The sequence below is a fragment of the Nitratiruptor sp. YY08-10 genome (assembly GCF_016629565.1).
In the GTDB taxonomy this organism is placed as follows: Bacteria; Campylobacterota; Campylobacteria; order Campylobacterales; family Nitratiruptoraceae; genus Nitratiruptor.
Genome location: NZ_AP023057.1, coordinates 1,068,344 through 1,091,575, shown reverse-complemented (window position 1 = coordinate 1,091,575; position 23,232 = coordinate 1,068,344). Strand labels below are relative to the sequence as shown.

General features: G+C 35.7%; 23 protein-coding genes. 14 read left to right on the top strand and 9 right to left on the bottom strand.

Going from position 1 to position 23,232, the window contains the following annotated elements; translation table 11 throughout:
• Nucleotides 1-5: 5 nt before the first annotated feature.
• The 13 genes from rnpA to purL all read left to right on the top strand — a co-directional run bounded on the left by rnpA (nucleotide 6) and on the right by purL (nucleotide 12,682).
• Nucleotides 6-290, top strand: coding sequence for a ribonuclease P protein component (gene rnpA, locus JG735_RS05810; protein WP_201334145.1), 285 nt, complete (start codon nucleotides 6-8; stop codon nucleotides 288-290).
• On the top strand, nucleotides 284-610 hold the full coding sequence (gene yidD / locus JG735_RS05805; protein ID WP_201334144.1) for a membrane protein insertion efficiency factor YidD: 327 nt from the start codon (nucleotides 284-286) through the stop codon (nucleotides 608-610). Before rnpA ends, yidD begins: the two co-directional genes overlap by 7 nt.
• Entirely contained in the window at nucleotides 604-2,190 is a 1,587-nt protein-coding gene (gene yidC / locus JG735_RS05800; protein WP_201334143.1) for a membrane protein insertase YidC, read from the top strand. Before yidD ends, yidC begins: the two co-directional genes overlap by 7 nt.
• The gene (locus JG735_RS05795) at nucleotides 2,187-2,924 is read left to right on the top strand and encodes a Jag N-terminal domain-containing protein (protein WP_201334142.1); all 738 of its coding nucleotides are present in this window, start codon (nucleotides 2,187-2,189) and stop codon (nucleotides 2,922-2,924) included. The genes yidC and JG735_RS05795 overlap by 4 nt, the downstream gene beginning before the upstream one ends.
• Nucleotides 2,914-4,254, top strand: coding sequence for a tRNA uridine-5-carboxymethylaminomethyl(34) synthesis GTPase MnmE (gene mnmE / locus JG735_RS05790; RefSeq protein WP_370583469.1), 1,341 nt, complete (start codon nucleotides 2,914-2,916; stop codon nucleotides 4,252-4,254). The genes JG735_RS05795 and mnmE overlap by 11 nt, the downstream gene beginning before the upstream one ends.
• Nucleotides 4,244-4,636: a Holliday junction resolvase RuvX gene (ruvX, locus tag JG735_RS05785; RefSeq protein ID WP_201334140.1), complete on the top strand. Its 393-nt coding sequence runs from the start codon at nucleotides 4,244-4,246 to the stop codon at nucleotides 4,634-4,636. Before mnmE ends, ruvX begins: the two co-directional genes overlap by 11 nt.
• Nucleotides 4,626-4,955, top strand: coding sequence for a hypothetical protein (locus JG735_RS05780; protein ID WP_201334139.1), 330 nt, complete (start codon nucleotides 4,626-4,628; stop codon nucleotides 4,953-4,955). The genes ruvX and JG735_RS05780 overlap by 11 nt, the downstream gene beginning before the upstream one ends.
• A 49-nt stretch (nucleotides 4,956-5,004) precedes the next feature.
• Nucleotides 5,005-7,263, top strand: coding sequence for a 5-methyltetrahydropteroyltriglutamate--homocysteine S-methyltransferase (metE, locus tag JG735_RS05775; RefSeq protein WP_201334138.1), 2,259 nt, complete (start codon nucleotides 5,005-5,007; stop codon nucleotides 7,261-7,263).
• A gap of 37 nt (nucleotides 7,264-7,300) precedes the next feature.
• A complete protein-coding gene (locus tag JG735_RS05770; RefSeq protein WP_201334137.1) occupies nucleotides 7,301-8,116 on the top strand; it encodes an aspartoacylase in 816 nt (271 codons plus the stop codon).
• Between the two features lie 142 nt (nucleotides 8,117-8,258).
• Nucleotides 8,259-9,137, top strand: a complete 879-nt coding sequence (htpX, locus tag JG735_RS05765; protein ID WP_201334136.1) for a protease HtpX — start codon at nucleotides 8,259-8,261, stop codon at nucleotides 9,135-9,137.
• Nucleotides 9,138-9,149: 12 nt separating this feature from the next.
• A complete protein-coding gene (locus JG735_RS05760; RefSeq protein ID WP_201334135.1) occupies nucleotides 9,150-9,548 on the top strand; it encodes a hypothetical protein in 399 nt (132 codons plus the stop codon).
• 41 nt (nucleotides 9,549-9,589) lie between these two features.
• Nucleotides 9,590-10,414 carry a hypothetical protein gene (locus JG735_RS05755; protein ID WP_201334134.1) on the top strand — a complete coding sequence of 275 codons (825 nt, stop codon included), beginning with the start codon at nucleotides 9,590-9,592 and terminating at the stop codon, nucleotides 10,412-10,414.
• 60 nt (nucleotides 10,415-10,474) lie between these two features.
• A complete protein-coding gene (gene purL, locus JG735_RS05750) occupies nucleotides 10,475-12,682 on the top strand; it encodes a phosphoribosylformylglycinamidine synthase subunit PurL (RefSeq protein ID WP_201334133.1) in 2,208 nt (735 codons plus the stop codon).
• Between the two features lie 246 nt (nucleotides 12,683-12,928).
• Here the strand turns inward: purL and JG735_RS05745 are convergent, their stop codons facing one another.
• From JG735_RS05745 to JG735_RS05725, 5 genes are all read right to left on the bottom strand, one after another.
• The gene (locus tag JG735_RS05745) at nucleotides 12,929-14,599 is read right to left on the bottom strand and encodes a hypothetical protein (RefSeq protein WP_201334132.1); all 1,671 of its coding nucleotides are present in this window, start codon (nucleotides 14,597-14,599) and stop codon (nucleotides 12,929-12,931) included.
• Nucleotides 14,583-15,164: a hypothetical protein gene (locus JG735_RS05740; RefSeq protein ID WP_201334131.1), complete on the bottom strand. Its 582-nt coding sequence runs from the start codon at nucleotides 15,162-15,164 to the stop codon at nucleotides 14,583-14,585. Before JG735_RS05740 ends, JG735_RS05745 begins: the two co-directional genes overlap by 17 nt.
• Nucleotides 15,165-15,203: 39 nt before the next feature.
• The gene (locus JG735_RS05735; protein ID WP_201334130.1) at nucleotides 15,204-15,839 is read right to left on the bottom strand and encodes a P-loop NTPase fold protein; all 636 of its coding nucleotides are present in this window, start codon (nucleotides 15,837-15,839) and stop codon (nucleotides 15,204-15,206) included.
• 106 nt (nucleotides 15,840-15,945) lie between these two features.
• Nucleotides 15,946-16,416: a P-loop NTPase fold protein gene (locus JG735_RS05730; protein WP_201334129.1), complete on the bottom strand. Its 471-nt coding sequence runs from the start codon at nucleotides 16,414-16,416 to the stop codon at nucleotides 15,946-15,948.
• Nucleotides 16,417-16,493: 77 nt separating this feature from the next.
• Nucleotides 16,494-18,311 carry a TIGR00341 family protein gene (locus tag JG735_RS05725; protein ID WP_201334128.1) on the bottom strand — a complete coding sequence of 606 codons (1,818 nt, stop codon included), beginning with the start codon at nucleotides 18,309-18,311 and terminating at the stop codon, nucleotides 16,494-16,496.
• A gap of 39 nt (nucleotides 18,312-18,350) precedes the next feature.
• Here JG735_RS05725 and JG735_RS05720 point away from each other — a divergent pair, with 39 nt between their 5' ends.
• Nucleotides 18,351-19,304: a 6-phosphofructokinase gene (locus tag JG735_RS05720; protein ID WP_201334127.1), complete on the top strand. Its 954-nt coding sequence runs from the start codon at nucleotides 18,351-18,353 to the stop codon at nucleotides 19,302-19,304.
• On the opposite strand, the gene JG735_RS05715 is transcribed toward JG735_RS05720, so the two are convergent.
• The 4 genes from JG735_RS05715 to JG735_RS05700 are packed head-to-tail and all read right to left on the bottom strand — an operon-like array spanning nucleotide 19,289 to nucleotide 23,183.
• Nucleotides 19,289-20,437 carry a HAMP domain-containing sensor histidine kinase gene (locus JG735_RS05715; RefSeq protein ID WP_201334126.1) on the bottom strand — a complete coding sequence of 383 codons (1,149 nt, stop codon included), beginning with the start codon at nucleotides 20,435-20,437 and terminating at the stop codon, nucleotides 19,289-19,291. The two genes, JG735_RS05720 and JG735_RS05715, sit on opposite strands and share 16 nt — an antisense overlap.
• A complete protein-coding gene (locus JG735_RS05710) occupies nucleotides 20,418-21,056 on the bottom strand; it encodes a response regulator transcription factor (protein WP_201334125.1) in 639 nt (212 codons plus the stop codon). Before JG735_RS05710 ends, JG735_RS05715 begins: the two co-directional genes overlap by 20 nt.
• The gene (locus tag JG735_RS05705) at nucleotides 21,031-22,989 is read right to left on the bottom strand and encodes a copper-translocating P-type ATPase (protein WP_201334124.1); all 1,959 of its coding nucleotides are present in this window, start codon (nucleotides 22,987-22,989) and stop codon (nucleotides 21,031-21,033) included. The genes JG735_RS05710 and JG735_RS05705 overlap by 26 nt, the downstream gene beginning before the upstream one ends.
• On the bottom strand, nucleotides 22,989-23,183 hold the full coding sequence (locus JG735_RS05700) for an SHOCT domain-containing protein (RefSeq protein WP_201334123.1): 195 nt from the start codon (nucleotides 23,181-23,183) through the stop codon (nucleotides 22,989-22,991). The genes JG735_RS05705 and JG735_RS05700 overlap by 1 nt, the downstream gene beginning before the upstream one ends.
• Between the last annotated feature and the right edge of the window lie 49 nt (nucleotides 23,184-23,232).

Here is a 23,232-nt window from a genome sequence, read left to right as displayed (position 1 = left end):
ATTATGTGTATAAAAGGGGAATCGCTTTCCATTCCCCATATTTTGTCCTATTTTACATACCAGATAAAGATATGCGGATAGGATTTGTTGCCAGTAAGAAAGTTGGCAAGGCGGTTCAAAGAAACAGAGCGAAACGAATTCTCAAAGCTCTTTTCATACAATTTTTTGATCATTTTCCGACAGGACGATATGTCTTTGTCGCTAAACCGAAATTATTGGAAACAGAATACAAAAGAGTTTGCCAGGAGATGGAAAAAACCCTGGAGCGTATAAAGAGACGAAAATGGTAAAAAAGAGTCTTCTTATCTTGCTGAAAATCTATCAAAAGATTTTTACGCTTCTCTCTTATGGTAGCTGCAGATACTATCCGACTTGTTCGGAATATGCCGTTTGGAAGTTAGAGCAAGACAATCTGTTTCGTGCTCTTTTTCATACAACATTTCGCATTCTTCGATGCAACCAACTCTTCCCGGGAGGAATAGAGTATCCTACTGTTCGAAAAAAATTTTGTAATGTCTCATACAAAAAGATCAGAGTACAATACTGGTTCATTCCAAAAAGTGAATCGGAATATTTTCTTATAAAAAATTTTAAAGGTAGCCAATGTTAGAAAAGATGAGTACAAACCAACGCGTATTACTTGCAACAATAATCTCTTTAGTTGTATTTTTTGCATACGATTTCTTCTTTATGCCGCAAAAGCCAAAACAGCCTCTTGAGAGCAACACATCAACCAAAACCGAAGCTCCAGCCAAAACTGCATCAGCTGCACCTGTGAGCGGACAAAATATGAAAGCACCGGTAAGCAAGGAAGAAAGTAGTGAGCAAACTCAACAGCTGGTCAAAATCAGATTTGCGAAATTCGATCTGCTTATCGATAATCTGGGAAGAGTTTCACAAGTGATTTTGGAGGAGAAAAAGTATAAAAATGAGTCCGGTTCCCAAATAAAACTTTTTGATCAAAACAAACTTCCCAAACCTTTGGAGCTTCGATTTAGCGACAGTTCTTTGAATGAAAAAGCTTTTAAGATACCGTATCGTTACAATGGTCCAAAAGAGATCTCTTTATCAGAACCCACTACGATTACACTCAAACAAGATTTAGGGATAACGGAAATTACGAAAAAGATTACCGTCTATCCCGATGGACATTACGAAGCGACGATCACCCTTACAAAAAATAGTCCATACTATATATCACCTGGATACCGACCCAATGTTCGTATTGACGGATACACGCTTCATGGAGCGTTGATCAAAGAGGCTGATGGGACAATCACGATCATCGAAGATGGCGATGCAAAAGGAACGGAAGTTTTTAAAAAGGCAAAAATTGCTGCGGCTTTCGATAGATACTATGCTACACTCTTTTACGATCTGAAAAATGGTCTTGATGTGGTAGTGTCAAAAGACAGTGAAGAAAATCCGATTCTTTTTGTCCAGGGCTCTCCAAATTTTCATGTTGGCGGCTATTTCGGTCCAAAAGAGTATGAAACCCTTAAAGCGATCAATCCTGAACTCACTGATGTTATAGAGTATGGGTTCTTTACATTCATTGCCAAACCGATGTTTAAAGCGCTTTTGGCACTCTACCATTTTATAGGCAACTGGGGCTGGGCTATTGTTGTATTGACTATCATCATACGAATCATTCTTTTCCCGCTGACGCTCAAGGGAATGCTCTCTATGCAAAAGCTTAAAGACCTTGCACCGAAAATCAAAGAGCTTCAGCAAAAATATAAAGGCGATCCGCAAAAACTCAATGCCCACATGATGCAGCTTTATAAAAAACATGGTGCCAATCCTATGGGTGGTTGTCTTCCTATGCTTTTGCAAATCCCAGTCTTTTTTGCAATCTATCGGGTTTTACTCAATGCGATTGAACTCAAAGGTGCACCTTGGATCTTGTGGATAACGGATCTTAGTAGCAAAGACCCATACTTTATCTTGCCTGTTTTGATGGGTGCTACGATGTATATCCATCAAAAAATCACCCCAACCACTATTACAGATCCTATGCAGAAGAAAATTTTTGAATGGTTGCCGATTGTCTTTACGTTCTTTTTCTTGACATTCCCAGCCGGTTTGACTCTGTACTGGTTTGTCAACAATATCCTCTCAATCATTCAGCAGCTTATTGTCAATAAGATTTTTGAAGCCAGAAAAGTGGCGCAAAAGGAAAAAGCATGAGCGAACAGATGAAATTTGAAGCACCGACACTGGAAGAAGCATATAAAAAAGCTTCAGAAGCTTTTGGAAAGTCTATTACAGAACTTGATGTGAAGATTTTGCAGCATCCGTCCAAAGGGATTTTGGGTATCGGCAAGAAAAATGCCATTGTTTTGGTCTGTGAAAAATCAAAAGAGCCCGAAATTCCGGCAGCAGTAGAAAAACCGTTGCCACAAATAGAGACTGATACAGAAGAGAAAGAGATTTTTGACAATTTTTACAAAGAAGAAAAAAATATCAATGAAATCGCGAAAGAAGTACAAAAAGATATCAACAGACTCTTTCAAAATGCCTGCTTTGAAATTGACACAATTGAAGTAAAACCCTATGATAAAGAGACACTTTTGGTAGAGTTTAACGGAAATGATGCGGCACTGCTTATCGGGAAAGAGGGATATCGCTACAAAGCCCTTTCCTATATGCTTTTTAACTGGATCAATCCAAAATACGGTCTTCAGCTTCGCCTTGAAATTGCTGAGTTTCTCAAAACGCAAGAAGAGATGATTGCAAACTACCTTGCACCTATCATTGAACGTATCAAAGAAGAGGGCAAAGGACAGACAAAACCGCTCGATGGTGTTCTTGTGCAGATAGCACTCAAACAGCTTCGAGAAGCCTTCCCTGACAAATATGTTGCCATGCGAGAAAACAGATACGGACAAAAATACGTTATCGTCAATGAATATCGTAAATAGTTCAACCATTGCAGCCATCGCTACTGCTCACGGCGTTGGCTCTATCGCTATTGTACGCCTCAGTGGTCCAGAAGCTCTGAGTATTGCTCAAAAACTCTCCAAAAGAAAGAGTATCCAAACAAGAAGAGCCCATCTCGTAACACTTTATGATGAACATGATGAACCGATTGATCAAGCCATTTTGATCTATTTTCAAGCTCCAAAAAGCTTTACGGGAGAAGACGTCATCGAATTTCAATGTCATGGCGGGATTGTGGTTGCGAATATGATTTTGCAAGAGGTACTCAAATCTGGTGCCAGACTCGCAAATCCGGGAGAATTTAGCAAACGGGCTTTTTTAAATGGTAAGATAGATTTAAGTGAAGCTGAAGCAATTGCGAAAATGATTGAGGCTAAAAGCGAAGATGCCGCCAAAATTTTGGCAAAACAGATAAAAGGGGAGCTTAAAAACTATATAGAAAATCTGCGAGAAAAACTGATTCGAATCTTAGCCTATGTAGAGGTCAATATCGACTATGCAGAAGAGGATCTTCCCCATGATCTACAAAAGCAGATAGAACAGCAGCTGAACGATATCCAAAAAGAGCTCCAAAAAATCGTTGCATCAAGTAAGCGCAGAGCCGGACTGATCGAAGGATTTAAGATAGCAATAATCGGGAAACCGAATACCGGAAAAAGTTCCCTTTTGAATGCATTGCTCGACTATGAAAGAGCAATAGTCAGTGATATAGCAGGAACCACAAGAGATACTATCGAAGAGAGTGTGCGGATTGGAACGCATCTTGTGAGGTTTGTTGATACTGCCGGTATCAGAGAAGCGCACGATGCGATAGAAAAAATAGGAATTGAGCGAAGTATTCAAGCAATCGAAGAGAGTGATATCGTTATAGCGATGTTTGATGCTTCGAAGCCATTGGATGCGGAGGATCGAAAGATCATAGAATTGATTCAAAAATATCAAGGCCAAAAAGAGTTCATTGTTGTAGCAAACAAAGTAGACCAGGGCAAAGCGATAGATTTAGCAGATTTTGATGCTCTTTATATGAGTGTCAAAAAAGATATCACACCATTGACTCAAAAACTTCAGACTCTGCTTGATAGTTTCGCAAATACCCAAGAGATTATGCTTGTAACCAACAGACAGATAGAAGCTGTAACTGCTGCGTTAGACAATATTATCCAGGCACAAACGCCTTTGCAAATGGGAGAACTTGAGATATTCGCTTTTCATATCAATAAAGCGATCGAGGCGATAGGCTCCATTACCAGACCGATGCAAAGCAGTGAACTACTCGATAAGATGTTTGGGGAGTTTTGTCTTGGCAAATAGAGTTGCAGCGATCGATGTGGGTTTAAAGCGAATAGGTACCGCTATCTGTCTCGATGGCAAAATCGTATTGCCCCAAAATCCAATTTTACGTAAAAACAGAAACCAGGCAGCCCGTGATGTGAGCACTTTTTTACGAGAGTGGAACGTCGATACGCTGATTGTCGGCATACCCGATGGCAGCTCAAAAGAGGAGATGCAAAGACGAATACGTCATTTTGTCTCTTTATTGGATTTTAACGGCAATATCGAGTATATCGATGAAGGGTTCACTTCGCATGAAGCAAAAGAGGCAACAAAAGGTGTCATAAAGCACAAAAAAGACGGCAAGATTGATTCCATTGCCGCACAAAAAATCCTTGAGAGGTGGCTGCTTGGTCGCTAAAGGTTTTGGAAAGAACTATTTTCGGCTTACTGCCATTACAGCCACTGTGAATGCCGTAACGCTGCAAAAAGAGGCTATTCGTTGCAAATATTTTTTTCTCGTGCGTCTATTTGATCAAAAATGTGATTCTCCTCCAGATGAGATAGTGGATGAACAACTTATAGAAAACGAATCTACAGAAGAGGGTTCGAAACCTTGCTATTGTAATCTCTTCTTTGCATGTCTGGCCCATAAAGTTTTACGACTCTCTCGTATAAAAAAACCTCCGCTTTGCAAATGTCGCTACACCAAAACTGGTATCGCTCCTCCTTCTTTTTAGTTCTACCAACTTAAAATCACTACAAACTATAAGAAAAGAAGGAGAAGATATGACATATGTAACAGGATTTCCAAGAATTGGCGAAAAAAGAGAGCTAAAGTTTGCTTTGGAAAAGTATTGGAATAAAGAGATTTCATTGGATGAGTTGCAAAATGTTGCCAAAATGCTTAGAAAACGGCACTGGAGTTATCAGAAAGAGGCGGGAATTGAATTTATCAGCTCAAACGATTTTAGTTTTTATGATCAGATGATTGATACGATCGTTATGGTTGGGGCAGAACCTGAAGAGTACAAAGATTTAAATGGGTTGGATCGCTATTTTGCGATGGCTCGAGGTGACAAAAATCATAAAGCACTTGCAATGACGAAATGGTTCAATACAAACTACCACTATTTTGTGCCGATTCTCCATAAAGATCAAAATTTTTCTTTGAATCTAGACAAAGTCATAAGCGAATATCAAGAGGCTAAAAATTTGGGAATAGAGACAAAGGTTAACCTGATAGGACCGGTGACATTCTTGGCACTTTCTAGAACCAGTGATGGTTCCAATTCACTTGATCTTTTGGATAGGCTCCTGCCAATCTATCAAGAGGCGTTAAATCGATTTGAAAAGATTGGTGCTAAAAACGTTCAACTCGATGAACCGGCATTGGTAAGAGATCCTGATGAAAAAATGCTCAATGCATTACAAAAATCGTATGAAACCTTAAAGGCAGATAACCTCGAACTTTTTGTCGTGACCTATTTTGAGCATGCAAATGAAGCTGTCCAAATACTCGTTGATACCTCCATTGATGGAATTGGTCTCGATTTTGTACATGGTCCTAAAAATATCGAATCTGTTGAAAAAATCGCAAAAAGTGGAAAAAAACTCATTGCCGGTGTAGTTGATGGCAGAAACATCTGGGTGAGTGATATAGAGAAAAAAGTAGAGTTTTTGGATTCGCTGCCAATTGAGAAAGATCAATTGATTGTTTCTACTAGTTGTTCACTATTACATGTTCCATATACTTTGGAATATGAAGAAAAATTGGACAGTAATATAAAAACATGGCTTGCTTTTGCAAAAGAGAAACTCAATGAACTTAGAATCATTGATAAGCTTTATAGAGGCAAAGAGCTTGGAGATGATGAAGCGCTTTTGGAAGCCAATAAAAAAGCAAATGCAACAAGAAAAAGCTCTACTCAGATTCACAACAAGGATGTTCAAAGTAGACTCGCAAATTTGACAAAAGAGGATTGTGAGCGATCACTGCCTGCAACAAAGAGACTCCAGCTTCAGCATGAAATCTTGAAATATCCGATCTTGCCGACTACGACAATCGGAAGTTTTCCACAAACGAAAGAGGTTAGAGCCATCAGAAAAGCTTACAAAGATGGTGTGATGAGTGAAGAGGAGTACAAAGAGAAGATCAAAGAGCAGATTCGCTATTGCGTCAAAGTGCAAGAAGATATCGGTCTTGATGTTTTGGTGCATGGCGAGTTTGAGAGAAACGATATGGTGGAGTATTTCGGAGAATTTCTTGAAGGGGTGACATTCAGCCAAAATGGATGGGTGCAAAGCTATGGAAGCAGATGCGTCAAACCTCCTATCATTTTCGGGGATGTTAGCAGACCAAAACCGATGACAGTAGAGTGGATTACCTATGCACAAAGTCTCACGGACAAACCGATGAAAGGGATGTTAACCGGTCCTGTGACGATGCTCAACTGGAGTTTTGTACGAGATGATCTTAAAAGGGAGTCGGTCTATAAGCAGATGGCGTTGGCGATTGCCGATGAAGTGAAAGATTTGCAAGAAGCTGGTATTAAGATTATCCAAGTAGATGAAGCGGCTTTCAAAGAGGGGTATCCTTTACGCGATGAAAACAAAAACGAGTATGAAAGAGTTGCTGTTGAGAGTTTTAAAATCGCAACCGCCGTGGCTAAACCCGAAACACAAATCCACACCCATATGTGTTACAGCGACTTTAACGATATCATGCCGACAATTGATGCGATGGATGCAGATGTGATTTCCATCGAGACAGCACGAAACGGAAATAGACTCTTGGAGGCTTTTAAAAACTACAACTACCAAAAAGAGGTTGGTGCGGGCGTTTACGATATTCACTCTCCGAGAATTCCGAGTAAAGAGGAACTTATTAAAGAGATTGAACAAAGAATGCAGGTTTTCCCAGCCAGCAAACTTTGGATCAATCCGGACTGCGGGCTTAAAACCAGAAAATGGGAAGAGGTGATTCCGGCTTTGACAAATATGGTAGAAGCAACGAAAGAGGTGCGAAAACGTATCGTTAAGCTATAATTTCAAAAGGGCCTCAAGCCCTTTTGAAAGGAGCGATATGAAAGTGACGATCAGTGGTGGTGTCCATGGCAATGAGCTTACAGGGGTTTATATTGTTAAAAAACTAATGCATGATGACTTTCAAGTTAAAAATCTTCAACTCGATTTTCTCCTAGCCAATCCAAAAGCTATAAAAGAGTGTAGACGTTACATTGACAAAGACCTCAATCGATCTTTTAGCAAGGAAGCTTTGCAAAGCGATGAGCCAATATATGAGTATGAACGGGCAAAAGTGATTACTCAAAAATTACAAGATTGTGATTTTTTGATAGATCTGCATACCACAACAGCCAATATGGGTATTACTATCGTACTTAGCAACCAGGACAGCTTGAGTGAAAATGTGGCTAAAATCTTGGCAAGTGAATATGAGAATGTCCGAATATTGCAATGGCTCAGTAACGATGAAGGTGCTTTTATCAACTCTGTCGTTCCATCTTCCATTACGATCGAGGTAGGGCCTGTGTGTCAGGGAGTTTTGGATGCGAATCTCTATTTTCAAACATTGAAAGTTATAAAAAGGGTAGTGGACATTTTGCAGAAAGAGGAAATATTCCATGAAAAAGTTCAAGCTTTTCGTATCTATGATACCTTTGATTTTCCAAGAAAAGATGGGGATTTACATGGCATGATTCATCCGGAGCTTGTAGGCAAAGACTATCAGCTGATCCATCCCGGAGACCCAATTTTTCTGACCTTTGATGAACAAGAAATTTTTTATAAAGGACAAGAAGGGTATCCTGTATTTATCAATGAAGCGGCCTATTATGAAAAAGGCATAGCATTTTGTTTGAGTGATGCGGTTCTTCTTTAGTGCACTTGACTCCAATTAAAAATATGGTATATTTAGCATACTTTGATATAAGAAATTGAAATTTCTGATTATATGGGTTTTTTTATAGTTTTGAAAAGCTATTTTTTTACAATTGAGGAAAAAAAATGAAGAAGGAGTGTTGATGGGTATTATCCTTTTTTTGTTAATGAACCTAGCCGTTATGGCTTCGATCTATCTTACCATTTTTCTACTCGAGCTTTTTTTTGGGATTAGACTTGATCACAATACAGTTTCTGGACTTTTGATACTCTCTTTCATTGTAGGGTTCAGTGGTGCGCTTATTTCTCTCTTTTTGTCTAAATGGATGGCAAAAATGCATATGGGAGTGCAAGTAATAGAGCATCCAAGCAATTCAACTGAAGAGTGGCTTGTAAAGACTGTTTACAAGCTTGCAGATGAAGCCGGTATAGGCAGACCAGAAGTTGGAATTTTCAATGGTCCTCCTAACGCTTTTGCCACTGGATGGGATAGAAACAATGCACTTGTTGCCGTTTCGACCTCTTTGCTTGAGATGATGAGTCCAGAAGAAGTAGAAGGGGTATTGGCTCATGAAATCAGTCACGTTAAACATGGAGATATGATTACGATGACTTTATTGCAAGGTGTACTCAATACCTTTGTGTTTTTCTTTTCAAGACTTCTAGCGAATATCCTTGCTCCAAAAGATGAGGAGGGCAATCCTTCCCCAATGGCCTATATGGCAATCAGTTTTGCTTTAGAGATAGCTTTGACCATATTTGCATCAATGTTAGCAATGTGGTTTAGCCGATATAGAGAGTATAAAGCAGATGAAGGAGCAGTAAAACTCGATGGTCCAAGAGGTATCTACTATGCTTTGGCAAAACTAGGACAGATTCCAAAAGAGCAGGTTGCACTTCCTAGCGATATGAAAGCCTTTGGAATTGTAGGGTTTTTGGATCTTTTTGCTTCGCATCCACCGATCGAAAAACGACTTGCTCATATCAAAGAGGTAGCTCGGGAAATGGGTTATAGCCTTTAATTAAGGATTACAATGCATCCAGTTGGCTTTATAAAACTCCCTTCTTCGGGAGTTGATCAAACGCTCTATATTTCTCTCATTGTTTTTGTCTGTTTTGTCTTTTTTGTTCTTCTGCTTGTCCTTATCTACAAAAATAAAACAATGCACTCCCATTATAAACATTTTCACCATGTTCTTGCACAACGAGGCTTAGATGACAGAACAATCAAACGACTTTTTAAATTTATCAATAAACACAATTACACACTGGAATTGCTCTTAAGCAATGAACAGCTTGTCCATAAAGCTTGTCAGGAGTATGGATTGGATGAGGATGAGGTTAAAAAGAAACTCGGTTATGATAGAAAAGCTCTTTTGGAAGAGTATATGAAGCGTATGGAACAGATGCGAAAAAGGTGGAACAGACGATAAATTAGTGCTACAATTGCAAAAATTTTTTTCAAAGGAACAGTATGAAAAAATTGCTTTTACCGATTGTAACATTATCTGCTCTCTATGCAGGCAGTATAGAGTACGGCCATGGTAATTTCAAAATCAAGTATAAACTATATAACAAACAAGCTTCTGCCTCAACAAATATCAAAACCTATTCACTTGTGGAACAGCACAAGAATATTTTTCAAACCAGCTACTATTATAGATATAATCTCAGCTGGATGAAGCTAGATCGTTTCACAACACCTGAGCAATCGATCCAACCCCCTTTTCCAACTATCAATATGCCTTCCATTTCTCATGATATTGAAGGTTTTGATGCCACCGTCGGTATTGGGAAGGATCTTTATCATAAAACTGAACATGACTATGTGGGAGTAGGGATTGATCTAGGTATTTCTATTCCTTACAGTAATTCAAAACAAAAAAGTAATGGCAGTTTCGATCTCAAAAATTTCAAAATAGATATCACAACTTATAAAATAGGGCCACATATAACGTTTTCAAAGTCTTTTAATAGTTATTTGAGTTTCTTTGGCACAGCAAATTATTGTTTTCAAACTTTTCGTTTCAAAAGTAGTGTTTTGCGTTCATCTATTGATGTAAATGGCCAGTCTTACAGTTTAGATGTAGGAATACGGCTAGATCTACTTCATAAAGATTACGAAACGAAATTATTGACAATAAAACCTCGTCTTTATGGTGTTATTGGTTATCGCTATCAAAAATGGGATGTTGATGATATAACTGTCAAACTCTTGACGTTTTCAGAACCTTTACAATTTGAAGATATGAATTTTAGAAGCAGCTATTTGTATGGAGGGATCGGGTACTCTTTTTAATTTACCTAATTCAAAAATAAATTTGGATAAAATCAAAAGAAAATTGATCAAGGGAAATAGATGGAAAATATTGAGGAGATTCTCAAGGCACATAAATTGACCACAGAGGACTATGAACATATAAAAAAAATTTTAGGGCGTGAGCCAAATTTAGTTGAAATTGGAATTTTCAGTGCTATGTGGAGTGAGCACTGTTCATATAAATCCTCTAAAAAATATCTCAAAGGCTTTCCTACTGAAGCTCCATGGGTGATTCAAGGTCCCGGAGAAAATGCGGGTGTTATCGATATAGGTGAGGGAATGGCAGCCGTTTTTAAAATGGAAAGCCACAACCATCCAAGTTTTATCGAGCCATATCAAGGAGCAGCAACAGGAGTTGGTGGAATTTTACGAGATGTTTTTACTATGGGTGCGCGTCCGGTAGCAAATCTCAATGCCCTTCGATTTGGGGATGTAAAAAGAGATGATGAAGTTGGAGCACATCAGCGCTATTTGGTTCGAGGGGTGGTTGCCGGAATTGGCGGATACGGCAATTGTGTGGGAGTTCCGACAATCGGTGGTGAAGTGAGTTTTGATGAGTGCTACAACGGCAACATTTTAGTCAATGCATTTAGTCTTGGAATTTGTAAAAAAGATGAAATTTTTTACGGAAGAGCTGAAGGAGTAGGCAATCCGGTTATTTATGTTGGAAGCAAAACCGGACGAGACGGTCTTGGCGGGGCTGTAATGAGTAGTGATAGCTTCACAGAAGAGACCAAAAAGTTAAGACCTACTGTGCAAGTGGGTGACCCGTTTACGGAAAAACTCCTTTTGGAAGCTTGCTTGGAGCTTTTTAAAACAGACTATGTTGTCGGTATCCAGGATATGGGTGCAGCTGGACTTACTTCAAGTAGCTTTGAGATGGCAGGTCGTGCTGGAAGCGGAATGAAGATGTATCTTGATAAAGTTCCAATGCGAGAAGAGGGGATGACACCATATGAGTTGATGCTCTCTGAATCGCAAGAGCGAATGCTGATATGCGCAAAAAAAGGTACAGAAGAGAAAGTCCTGGAAATTTTTAGAAAATGGGATCTTGATGCTGAAATTATCGGTGAAGTGACCGATACCGGAGTAATGGAACTTTATTGGCACGGTGAGAAGGTTGCAGAAGTGCCGGTAGCACCTGTGAGCGAAGAAGCACCTGAACTTGATCGTCCTACAAAAAGGCCAGAATATCTTGAGTATATAAAAGAGACAAGTATCGATACTGTACCGCATGTAAACGATCAAGAAGCGTTTGAAAAGCTTTTGGGAAGCCTTGAAGTAGTCAACAAAGCTTGGGTGTATGAACAGTATGACTCTATGGTTCAGACCAATACCGTAAAGCATCCAGGAACCCTCGATGCAAGCGTGATCCGTGTCAAAGAGAATGGCAAAGCCATAGCTATGAGCAGCAAATGCAATCCAAGATACTGCTATATCGATCCAAAAGGCGGGGCTGCGGCTGCGGTGATGGCGGCTGGGCGCAATGTGGCGATGAGTGGGGCTAGACCTTTGGCTATTACGGACTGCCTCAACTACGGAAATCCAGAAAATCCTGAAGTGATGTGGCAGTTTGCCCAAGGAACAGAAGGAATCAAAGAGGCATGCCGCGCACTGAATACCCCAGTTGTCAGTGGAAACGTATCATTGTACAACGAAACAAACGGTGTAAGTGTCTATCCTACACCAACAATTGCTATGGTAGGACTCAATGAGGATGCAAACAAGGTTTTGCCATCCTATTTTCAAGCAGAAAATGATATCGTCTATATCATAGGAGATACCGAAAAAGAGTTTGGAGGAAGTCTCTATCTTAAAGAGCTATTTGGGAAAGTTGCAGGTGAGCTTCCAAAAATCGATTATGAAAAAGAGCTTAAACTTTGGAATTTTGTCATAGAGGCAAATAATCGAGGACTCCTTAAAGCTGCCAAAGATGTAGGGGTAGGGGGTATTGCAATAGCATTAGCTAAAATGGCTGCAATTGGAGACAAAGGATTTTTGGGCAATTTTTGCTTTGAAGACAGCAGAGAAATTTTCAGTGAAACATTTAGTAGGGCACTTGTTGAGATTGATCCAAAAAATATGCATGCACTTGAAGAGTTGGCAAATGAGATTGGTATCCATGCGATACCACTTGGAACTATCGGTGGCAATAGATTCCAGCTTTGTGATATCGATATGGATATGGAGAAACTTAAGGATATTTATTTTAATACTTTCAAGAAAGAGATAGAAAGGGATCTATAGAAATCTTTTAGATAAATAGATATGAGTGACTATACTGAAATCTGCACTAGATATTGCAATTTATTCGGGATATTTCAATCTAAGAGCACTAAATAAGATTTATTTACTACAACTTGGAAGATTTTGGCCTTTGACACGATCTTCCAAGTAACGAGTTTTTAAACGTAATTAGTAATAATTATTTATTTTTGTTTAAAAAGTTGGAGACGACTAGCAATTATTTATGTTAAAAGTGTATAAGTAATTTTAATTATTTGTAATGCAATTATTTATAATTTCATTTATAATTTTTTTCATTTCATCTGTTTCTATTTTTTCTCTAATTTCTTCTAATTTCTCTTTAAATTCTTTCTTGATCTCTTTGTCTAATTTATTATTGCACAAGATTAAATTTAGTAGAGAAAAGACATTTTTATTAGTACGCTCATCAATTACTTTTCGGAATAGTTCTTTGATTTTAGATTCTTCGATATTTTGTAATATAAATTTGCTATTGTTTAATATATTTATTTGACTTTCACTTATATTTCTTAAATTTAAGATGGTTTTATCAAGCAAATTAGGTATAAAATAATCTTTCAAATCTTTTTCTTTGTATATTCTTTCTATATTTTTGAAAATATAATCAATTTTTTCATCTTCGTTTTCTAAGTTTATAAACTTATCAATTAAAACTCTTCCTAAAATTGTATAGTTAATCTTAAGTTCTTCACCTTTTTCCACAAATATTTTTAATAAATTATAAACTTCATCACTATTAAAAATTTTATCTATATTCTTTTTTAAAAATCCTTTTAAGATTTCTCTTAGCTCTTTGTCTTCATACCAATTATTTACAAATAAGAGGAATTCAATAGCTTTATTATGTAAAATTTCGTTATCGCTTAAAATGTTATTTAATATAAGTTCTTTATACCAATGTTTGTTTTCCTCGAGTTTTTTATTTATTACTTCTTCATAATCTTCTTTAACATTATTTGAAAATAAAGTATTAAAATTTATTAATAATTTATTATCATATAAGCTTTGTTCTATAATGTTTTTTAATATCTTAATTGTAAAACTCTTATCTACTTGCTTTTCTTCTAAGTCTATTAAAAGATCATAAATAAGATTTAGTTCCTTTAATTCTTTTAGATTTTCTATTATATATATATTTAGGCTTTCATTTTGAAATATTATTTGAAACATCTGAACAATATTGATTCGTCCAATTCTATTAATTTGTATACTTTGATTATATAGATCAGCAAATATAGAAATTATAGAAAAAGGAATTAAAAGTTTCTTTACTTGAGAAACTCTTTGTGAAATTGAAATATAAAGAGCTATAGAAATTTTAAGACTATTTTGAATTTGATTTATATAGCGTTCTTCTTGATTTTCATATAAATTTAAAAAATGTATAAAAAATAAACTAACTAAATTATCTTCAGTAAAGAAAGCATTGTAAAGACGATATTGATATTTTTGATTTCCCGGATTGTTATAATAGTTCCAAAAATTACTGTCATTTTGAAAATTTACAACTGTATTTAACATTTTATCAATATAAGTCTCTGAGACTTCCTTATCTAAAATTCCTTCCTTTGCTAAAAATTTAATTAAATTGTAGTGTTTTTGGTTTATATCATCAGTTATATTTAGATTTGCAGATGGGTTTTGAGGTAATTTTTCATTAAATTTTTTTACAATATCATTTATTTTTATGTTTTCTAAATTGATTACTTCTTTTAAAAGATTCTCATTACTTTCCAAACCTTCAAATAAATCAAAAACAATCTTTTCAATTTCTTCTATATTTTTATCTTGTAATTTTTCATTTACTTTATCTAAGACTTCTTTTTTTATATCTGCTCTTTTTAAGAGTACAGAAGATAAACTTTTTAGAAAATTGATTTTATCTCTGTTCTTCATTATTTTCATCCTCTGGAATAGTTGTTATTATCTCTGCAGATTTTTCAATAAATAGATTTTTAAGTTCATTACTGCTATCTAAAATCTCTATTGAATCTTTTATATTGTATACTTCTAATTTAGAAAGAGATTCTATATCTTCTATATTTTTTCTTAAACTGCTTATAATTTTTTGTCTAAATAGATTATATTTATTAATTTCTTTTAATGCCTTATAAAACTTTATTAACCTATTTATATCTTTCTGGAATCTATCTTTTTGCTCCCATATTTCGTCTAACAATTGGTCAACTTTGTTTTTATCGTCAAACAAACCAACTATACCTTTTAATTTTTCTATTTCTTCATTCTCTATAGCCTGAATTACAGAATCAACGAACAAAAGATAAATTTCTTCTACTTTATAACACTGCTTTAAAAGAGCTTCTTTAATTTCATTTTCAGCAAATTCTTCTTTTGCAATATCAATTATTTGGTAAATTTTGTTTGATTTACTACAAGTATTTTTATTTCCGTTTTCTATACATTCAACCCAATCTTTGAAATCATCAAAATAATTATTCAAAGATACATAAAGTGCTTGAAGTTTTATATCTGGCTGATTTTAAGAGTTTTCCCAATATAAATAGTTCTCAACTAAGCTGTTTATAAAGTTTTTTATTTCTCTTGGTGTTAAATTTTTTTCTTGAGATTTACTTATACTTTTTTCAAAAACTCTTCTTATAAAGAATACATCTTCTTCTTTTATAATAGAGCCAAAAGCTTCTTTAATCTTATTAACAAAGAATTTTCTCCAATTTGAATGCTTAATATCTGGAACATTTACTTTATAAGGGAAAATTTTCACTAAGAAATCTTTTGCAAATTTTTTTTCTTCATCATCATTGTTACCAGTTATTATAGTTTTTACAGTTTTTTCAAGTCGTTCCATATCAATAGGAATTATAAAATATATTTTTTTGAACTTGCTTTTTTCTAAAATTTCATTTGTCAATTGAATTAAAGATAAGGTATTTAAAACTGTGTCATTGTCTACTCTATCTAAATTGTCAAAAACTATAATAAATGGCTTTTTTTCTTCTATCTGTGCTTTTTCCAATATATATTTTAGATAATTTTCATAATCATAATTTGTAAACTCTAAATCTTCTTTTGTTGTATGGGATTCAGTAATATCTGCTTTTTTTAAAAAATAAAAATTAATAAAAGGAGTTAAAACATAGTAAGAAAAACCAAACATTATAAATACTAAGATCCACAGTATTATCTTATTTTCTAAAAGAAAACTACTTAATAAATTTATTAGTGATAGAGGAACATAGTCTATTAGAAATTCTAAAATATTATCAATAGATAAAAATAATATAGATAATAGTTATTACTAATGAAAAAGTTTTTGTGATAAAGTCAATTTCTATCTTTGGCTCTACAAATTTTTCGATAACCTTTCTTGTTAATGCTTTTGAGATAGTTAATTTAGAATCCTCATTTTTCTCTTTATATTCTTTTTTCTCGACTTTTAATTTTCTTGCCAACTCTAATAGAAAAGCTCTTTTTAGGAAATCTCCTTTATGGAACCATGAATCAAATATAAAAACTTTATTTTCTCCAATATCATTTTTTAAAATTTCTATAATTGTCGATTTACCAGAACCCCATGACCCAAAAAGTCCTATAGTTTTTTTATTTTTATCTTTAGTTAAATTTAAAATTTCCTTTATCGTTTTAGCTATATTTTCATGCAGTTTTAATTCATCTTTTGTAAATGGAATATCATCCAAAAATTTAACTTGTGATTCCCGTTGATTTTTATCCAAGTGTCTTTCCTTAAAATAATCTATGATAATTTTTTATATTTCATGTATTTCATATGAAAATATTTTACTTTGTAATTTTATAATATTTGTTTAAATGATATTATGAGTATTTCTTCTCCAAACCTTTTCTTGATTTGTTGCATTATCTCTTCTTTTTCTTTTGCATTTAATTCTTTCTTGCTTAGAACCGATATAAAGAGTGTTGCTCCCTTTTTATGATATTGAATGGTATCAAGTTGCAGTGTTACATTTTTAAATTGTAAGTATTTGATCTGCTCATAAATTTGCTCTTCTTTAAGGACTGTCTGTGTGGCAACATAGAGAGGGAAAAAGATTGATGCAAGGAGTAATAATTTAATAATAAGTGCAGCAGAGGCGTATCTTTTGGATGCATAGCCAAGAAGATAAAACATTATCCCTGCTGCAAAGACAATTCCTATGATATTTGCAAGATAAAGCAAAAATGCTTTGTAAAAGATATCCAAATTTTCCCATCCAAGACCAATGCCTGCAACACAAAGAGGCGGTACAAGTGCCACCGCAATAGCCACACCAGCCAAACTCTCTCCAACTTTAGAATTTGCATACCCATAAGCGGCTGCAAGACCTGCAAGGATTGCTACGCCAAGATCAAGAAGAGTAGGGTTTGTTCGAATAGACATCTGCTGTGTCATATGCTCTATCGGGAATAGATTGGTAAATCCGAGAGCTAGCAAAAGGGCGAGAAATGTAGAAATAAGTATAGTTTTCATACTATTTTTTACAAGATTCTCTTCAAAACGGATGATCCCCATAGCAAGAGATATGACAGGAGCCATAAGAGGAGCTAAAATCATCGCACCGATAATTGTAGGAGATGAGTTTTGAAAAAGACCGAAAGTTGCCATCAAAACACTAATAAGAAGTAAAACTGTATATTCTATGCTTATTTTGGCATTATCTTTGATTTTTTTAAAAAGATCTGCAAAGGCCTCTTCTGGAGCTATGGGTAAAAATGGCAAAGTTCTTTTGGTATACAAAGTAATAAGTTCTTCATCTTTGGGAAGACGGTCGATTCGAATATTGTCGCTTTCATCTTTTGGGCAGGATGGATATCCGGTAATAATTGTAAGATTGACAGGAATACTCTTTATTGTTATTTTTTTGGATATTACAGGTGATGTGTTGTCACGAATAAGAGTAAGCTCTTGGTCCGTGGATATAGTAAAGTTATCTGATTTTAGTATTCCGATGCCGTTTGGTAAAAATCTTTTATCTCTTTTAAAGAGAAAATAACGTAATTTGAGAGCTTCAATTATGCTTATTGGCGCAAAAATAAGTGCAGCTATTTTGAAACATCCCGGCGGAATATCTGAAAAAAATGTTTGTCGTTTTTCTTTAATGTAGATTTCATTCCCGGCTTCTATCAATAACGATGCGGTGAGAATTTTTTGGTTTTTAATTTCTAAAAAAGTTTTAAAGAGATGAATATTATAAAAATTTTTGATAAGTGAGAGAAAAAGACTTTGATTGGTAATCCAACGTTTATCCCCAATGATCGCAGAAGTGAAAAGAATCTCTTGATTGCAATAGGTTAAATGATGAAAAGTCATAGTTTGCATGGATAAAAGTTCATCAAAAGATGAAGGAAGATGGAAACATTTCTGTGCTAAGGGATTGGAAGGGTTTGGAATAATATAGATAGTGAAATCTTTTGCTTTTGCAAAATGGAGCCAGGATTTGAGCTCTTTATCTCCAGTAAGCAAAAAAATAGTTGATGATGGAGGAAAATCCACTATTCTTTCATAAAATTCTTTTTTTATCGGATGCGTATGAAAATGTTTATATATAAGAAGTGAATACTGCTTTATAATTTGAGGTTCAATGTTTTTGTCGTACAATAAATAGTAATGCATTTATCTACTTTTTGTTAATTATATAAAAAAGGCTTTTAAATGAAAATAGCGATTATGGGAAGTGGCGGTGATGCACCAGGAATGAATCCTGCGATCAAAAGATTTGTAGAAGCAGGATATGAAATGGGACATGAGCCATATTTTATTTTTGATGGTCTTGAAGGGCTGATCGATGGAAAAATAAGAAAAGCCAGCTATAAAGATGTTGCAGGTATTATCCATAGAGGTGGCGCAATTATCGGCTCTTCTCGCTCAAAGAGATGGTATGAAAAAAAGTACAGAAAAAAAGCCTATGAAAATTTAAAAGAAGAAGGAATTGATGCGATTGTTGTTATGGGCGGAGATGGAAGTTTTAGGGCACTCGATCTATTTAAAAAAGAGTTTGCCATCAATTTTGTTGGTATCCCAACAACAATAGATAACGATATTCATGGGACTGATCTGTGTTTAGGCGTTGATACTGCTTTAAATGTTATTCGAGATGCAATAGACAAAATTCGCGATACTGCCTCCACTTTTTCACGAGCTTTCGTTGTTGAGACAATGGGAAGAGAGTGTGGATATTTGGCAGCTGTAAGTGCAATAACGAGTGGTGCTGAAGTGTGTGTTATACCGGAAGTGGAGTTTGACAAACCACTTGCAACAAAGATTTTAAAAAAAGAGTTGCAAGGAGGAAGGCGCTATATTTTGGCAATTGTTGCTGAAGGTACGAAAAGAACAGCTGAGATCGCACAATGGTTAGAAGATGATATAGGGATGGAGACAAGAGTAACGGTATTAGGGCATATCCAAAGAGGAGGCAATCCGACAGTAAAAGATAGACTCCTTGGGTCCGGTTTTGCTTTGAGGGCTTTGGAAACGTTAGATGCTGGTAAAGAGGGAAAAGTAGTAGTTTATAGAGATGGAGATTTTAAGATTGAGAGCTTGGAAGATGCCCTCAAACCATATGAAATTGATCCAGAAATTTTGTCTTTGCTTCATTTTTTGGATTGATTGAATGTTACAGTAAATGTTGTTTTTTTCTCGTTCGATTCAACACCGATTAAAAATTTATATTTTTTGCAGATACGCTGTACTATGTGCAGACCTATTCCATATCCTCCTTGGTCGCTTTCGGCTCTCTGATAACGCTCAAAAATTGTTTTGAGTTTCTCATTTGGTATCGGTTTTGACCTATTGATGATACTCAAGCGGCACTTATGAAGAACTATTTTGATTGTGGAATTTTTAAATGCATACTTAATGGCATTGTCTATAAGGTTTTTTACGAGTAGTTTTATCTCATCAGGATCAGCTTGAATGGTACAAGCGTGTAGCTCTTTTGAGACAGTCAAACCTTTTTGATCGATCAAAACGTCAAAAAATCGAAGAATATCATTAATGATGGGTACTATATCGATCGGTTGTATATGATTGTCTCTTCTTTTTGCAAGTGTTGCATAAGTAAGATCTTGATGGATACTGCTTAAGAGTCTTGCGCTCATTATGATAATATCAAGATATTTTGGATTATTTGTTTTTTTAAGTTTTTGGGTAGCTAAAAGAAGTGTTGTAACGGGAGTATTGAGTTCATGCGTGCTGTCTTTGATGAATCTATCAAGGGTCTCAAGGCTTTCTCGCATAGGCTGAAGAAAGAGTCTGCCAAGATACCATCCGATACCAAGAAGAAAAAGAAAATAAAGAAGACTTAATAATATAATATTTTTCAGTATTTTTTGATATTTTGCATGTATACCACACTCTTTGACGACAATATACTCTATGCCAAGATGTCCTTTTGCACTTTTATCGATATAATAGATACAATCATTGCTATGATACAAAGGGTGATCAAGCGGTATTTTTTCTTTGAAAGTTCCTTTTATGAACTTTTTGTTTTTATCTAACAGTAAAAAATCTACTCCTTTGGGAGTTGCAAATCTCTTTCCTTGCATCTGTGCATCGATAGCACTGGAAGCTATGTCAAAAGCTTCTTTTTGCAATTTTGCGACAATTTTATCTTTTAAGGACTCTTTTTTTATATTGTATTGCAAATAGGCAAAAGAGGTGATCACTATGCCTACCGCAATGATATAGGTGAGAAAAAATCGAAAAAGTGCTTTTTGTTCAGAGCGGCTCAAACTCATAGCCACTTCCTCGAATCGTTTTTATATTTGGAAAAATTTTTCGCAACGTTTTGATGTAGCTTCGAATAGTTGCTTCACTTGGAACTTCATCATAGCTCCATATATTTGCGATAAGATCCTCTTTCGTGACTACTTTATGGGTATAGAGGTAGTGTAGGATTTCACTTGCTTTTGGTGTAAGATGAATCGTTTCATTCTCTTTGAGAAGTATATGCCTTGTAGGATCAAAAAGAAAATAGCCGATCTTTATCTTTTCTTCCAATCCATAAATACGTTTTACATGCTCGATTCTAGCATCAAGTTCTTCAAATTCAAAAGGCTTTTTGATGTAATCATCGCACCCTAGATCAAAACCTTTTTTGACATCGGATGAGCTGTCGTTTGAGGTGATGAAAATGACTGGAGTTGTATTACGCTCTTTGCGTAAAATTTTGAGCAGTTCATCGCCTTTAAGTCCAGGGACATTAATATCAAGAAGTGCGAGGTCTACTCTGTTTTCATACAGATACTCCAAAGCATCCTCACCATTGTCAAAAGTGACTGTCTCATGTTTTTCATTCAAATGTTCGACCATTAATTCTCTAAGCAGAGTATCATCTTCCAAAAGCAGTATTTTCATCGAATCGAAACCTTTTTAAAAATTGTGCGTTGATTGCAACTATGACAGTACTCAAAGACATCATCAATGCTCCTATCTCAGGTGTTATAGCAACACCTACGCCTCTTGCTACTCCGGCTGCCAAAGGGATTGCTATGATATTGTAGCCGCTTGCCCACCATAGATTTTGAATGATTTTGGAATATGTCGCATATGAGAGTGCAATAGCCTTTGCAATGTCAAATATAGAGTTATTTGTTAGAATAATATCTGCACTTTGAGCGGCGATATCGGTTCCAGCACCTATGGCAATTCCCACGTTTGCACTCAGTAAAGAAGGAGCATCATTGATCCCATCGCCGACCATGGCAACCTTTTTTCCACTCTTTTTTAACTCTTCTATTATAGCTACTTTTTGATCCGGTAGAAGATGAGCAAAATATCGTTTCATTTGGAGTTCATCTGCAACCGCTTTTGCTGTTATCTCATTATCGCCCGTAAGCATTACCGTTTCTATATGCATGGAATGTAAAAGTGCAATCGCTTTTTTTGTTTCTGTACGAATCGTATCCATTAAAAGAATGTATCCAAGGATTTTTTTTCCTACGCCAACCCACACTTTAGTTCCGACTTCATCGCTGTTTTGTTCAGGAAGCTCAAATCCTTGCTCAGTCAAAGCTGTATCGTTTCCGATGACAACTTTTTCTCCTTTAATGAGACCCAGTGCTCCTTTTCCAGGAATTATTTTAAATTTATCTACCGATAAAAGTGGCAGTTTGGCTTTTTTTGCCTCTTCTACAATGGCTTTTGCGATGGAATGCTCAGAAAGTTTTTCCAAAGAAGCAGAAAAAGCAAGAAGTTTTTTTGGATCGTCTGCAACGATATTTTTGACTTTTAATTTTCCCTCTGTTAATGTACCGGTTTTATCGAAACATATCGCATCTATATTTCTTAAATTTTCAAAAGCTTCCCGGTTGCGTATCAAGATACCATAATGAGCAGCTTTTGTTGTTGATATCGCTACTACAAGAGGCACTGCCAGCCCAAGAGCATGGGGACAGGCAATAATAAGAACGGTGACACTTATTAACAGTGCTTCATTTGCACTAAGTATCGGCATCCAATATATAAAAGTCGATCCTCCTGCAAAAAGAGCAATAAAAAAGAGCCATTTTGCTGCTTTGTTTGCAGTATCTTGCAGCTTGGATCGACTCATTTGCGCCTCTTTTACTAGATTGATAACTTGGTATAAGTAGCTCTTACCACCCGGTTTTTGGACAATGATTTTGAGACTGCTATCAAGATTTGTACTACCCATATAAACATGACTATTTTTTCGTTTTGAGACAGGCTTGGATTCTCCGCTTAAAAAGGATTCATCCACGAGTGCCTCTCCTTCAAGAACAGTTCCGTCTATAGGAATCTTTTCGCCCGGTTTTACAAGAATGATATCTCCTGGTTTTAGCTGCCCAATACTGATATCTTTCATTTTGTTGTCCTGTATTACATGTGCCTTTTTGGGAATCAACTGCACAAGACTTTGCAGTGCCTGTGAAGCACCTGCAACGCTCTTTGATTCGATATAGTGTCCAATGAGCATGATATCGATCAGTGTCGCTAACTCCCAGAAAAACTCTTTTGCGTTTTCAAGAAAAAGAGCGTATGTAGAGTAGATATATGCTACGCTTATAGCCATCGCTATAAGAGTCATCATTCCGGGATTTTTTTGTTTTATTTCATGAAGTGATCCCAAAAGAAACGGTTTGCCTCCATAAAAATAGATGATAGAGCTAAGGATAAAAATAATCTCTTTTCTAAACGCAATATCCAATCTAAAACCAAACCAGTCCCAAATCATCGGAGAGAGAAGAAGTACCGGAATGGTGAGAATAAGCGATACGATAAAGCGCTTTTTAAAATCTTCGAGATGATGGGTATGATTACTGTGATGCATCAGTGATCCTTTAAAGTTTTCAGTACCTCTTCATACTCCTCTTTGCTGATTTCTCCTTTTGCAAACCGCTCATCAAGAATCGATTTTGCATCTTTCTTGTCAGAGTTTCTCTTGGCAAAATAAAAAACGATAGCAAAGAGTATCACAATACAAATCCATCCAAATCCCATGAAATGACCTTGTATCCAATGCATAATGACTCCTTTTTTCTTATTGTAAGCAAAAGGGTGTGGAAAAAGTGTG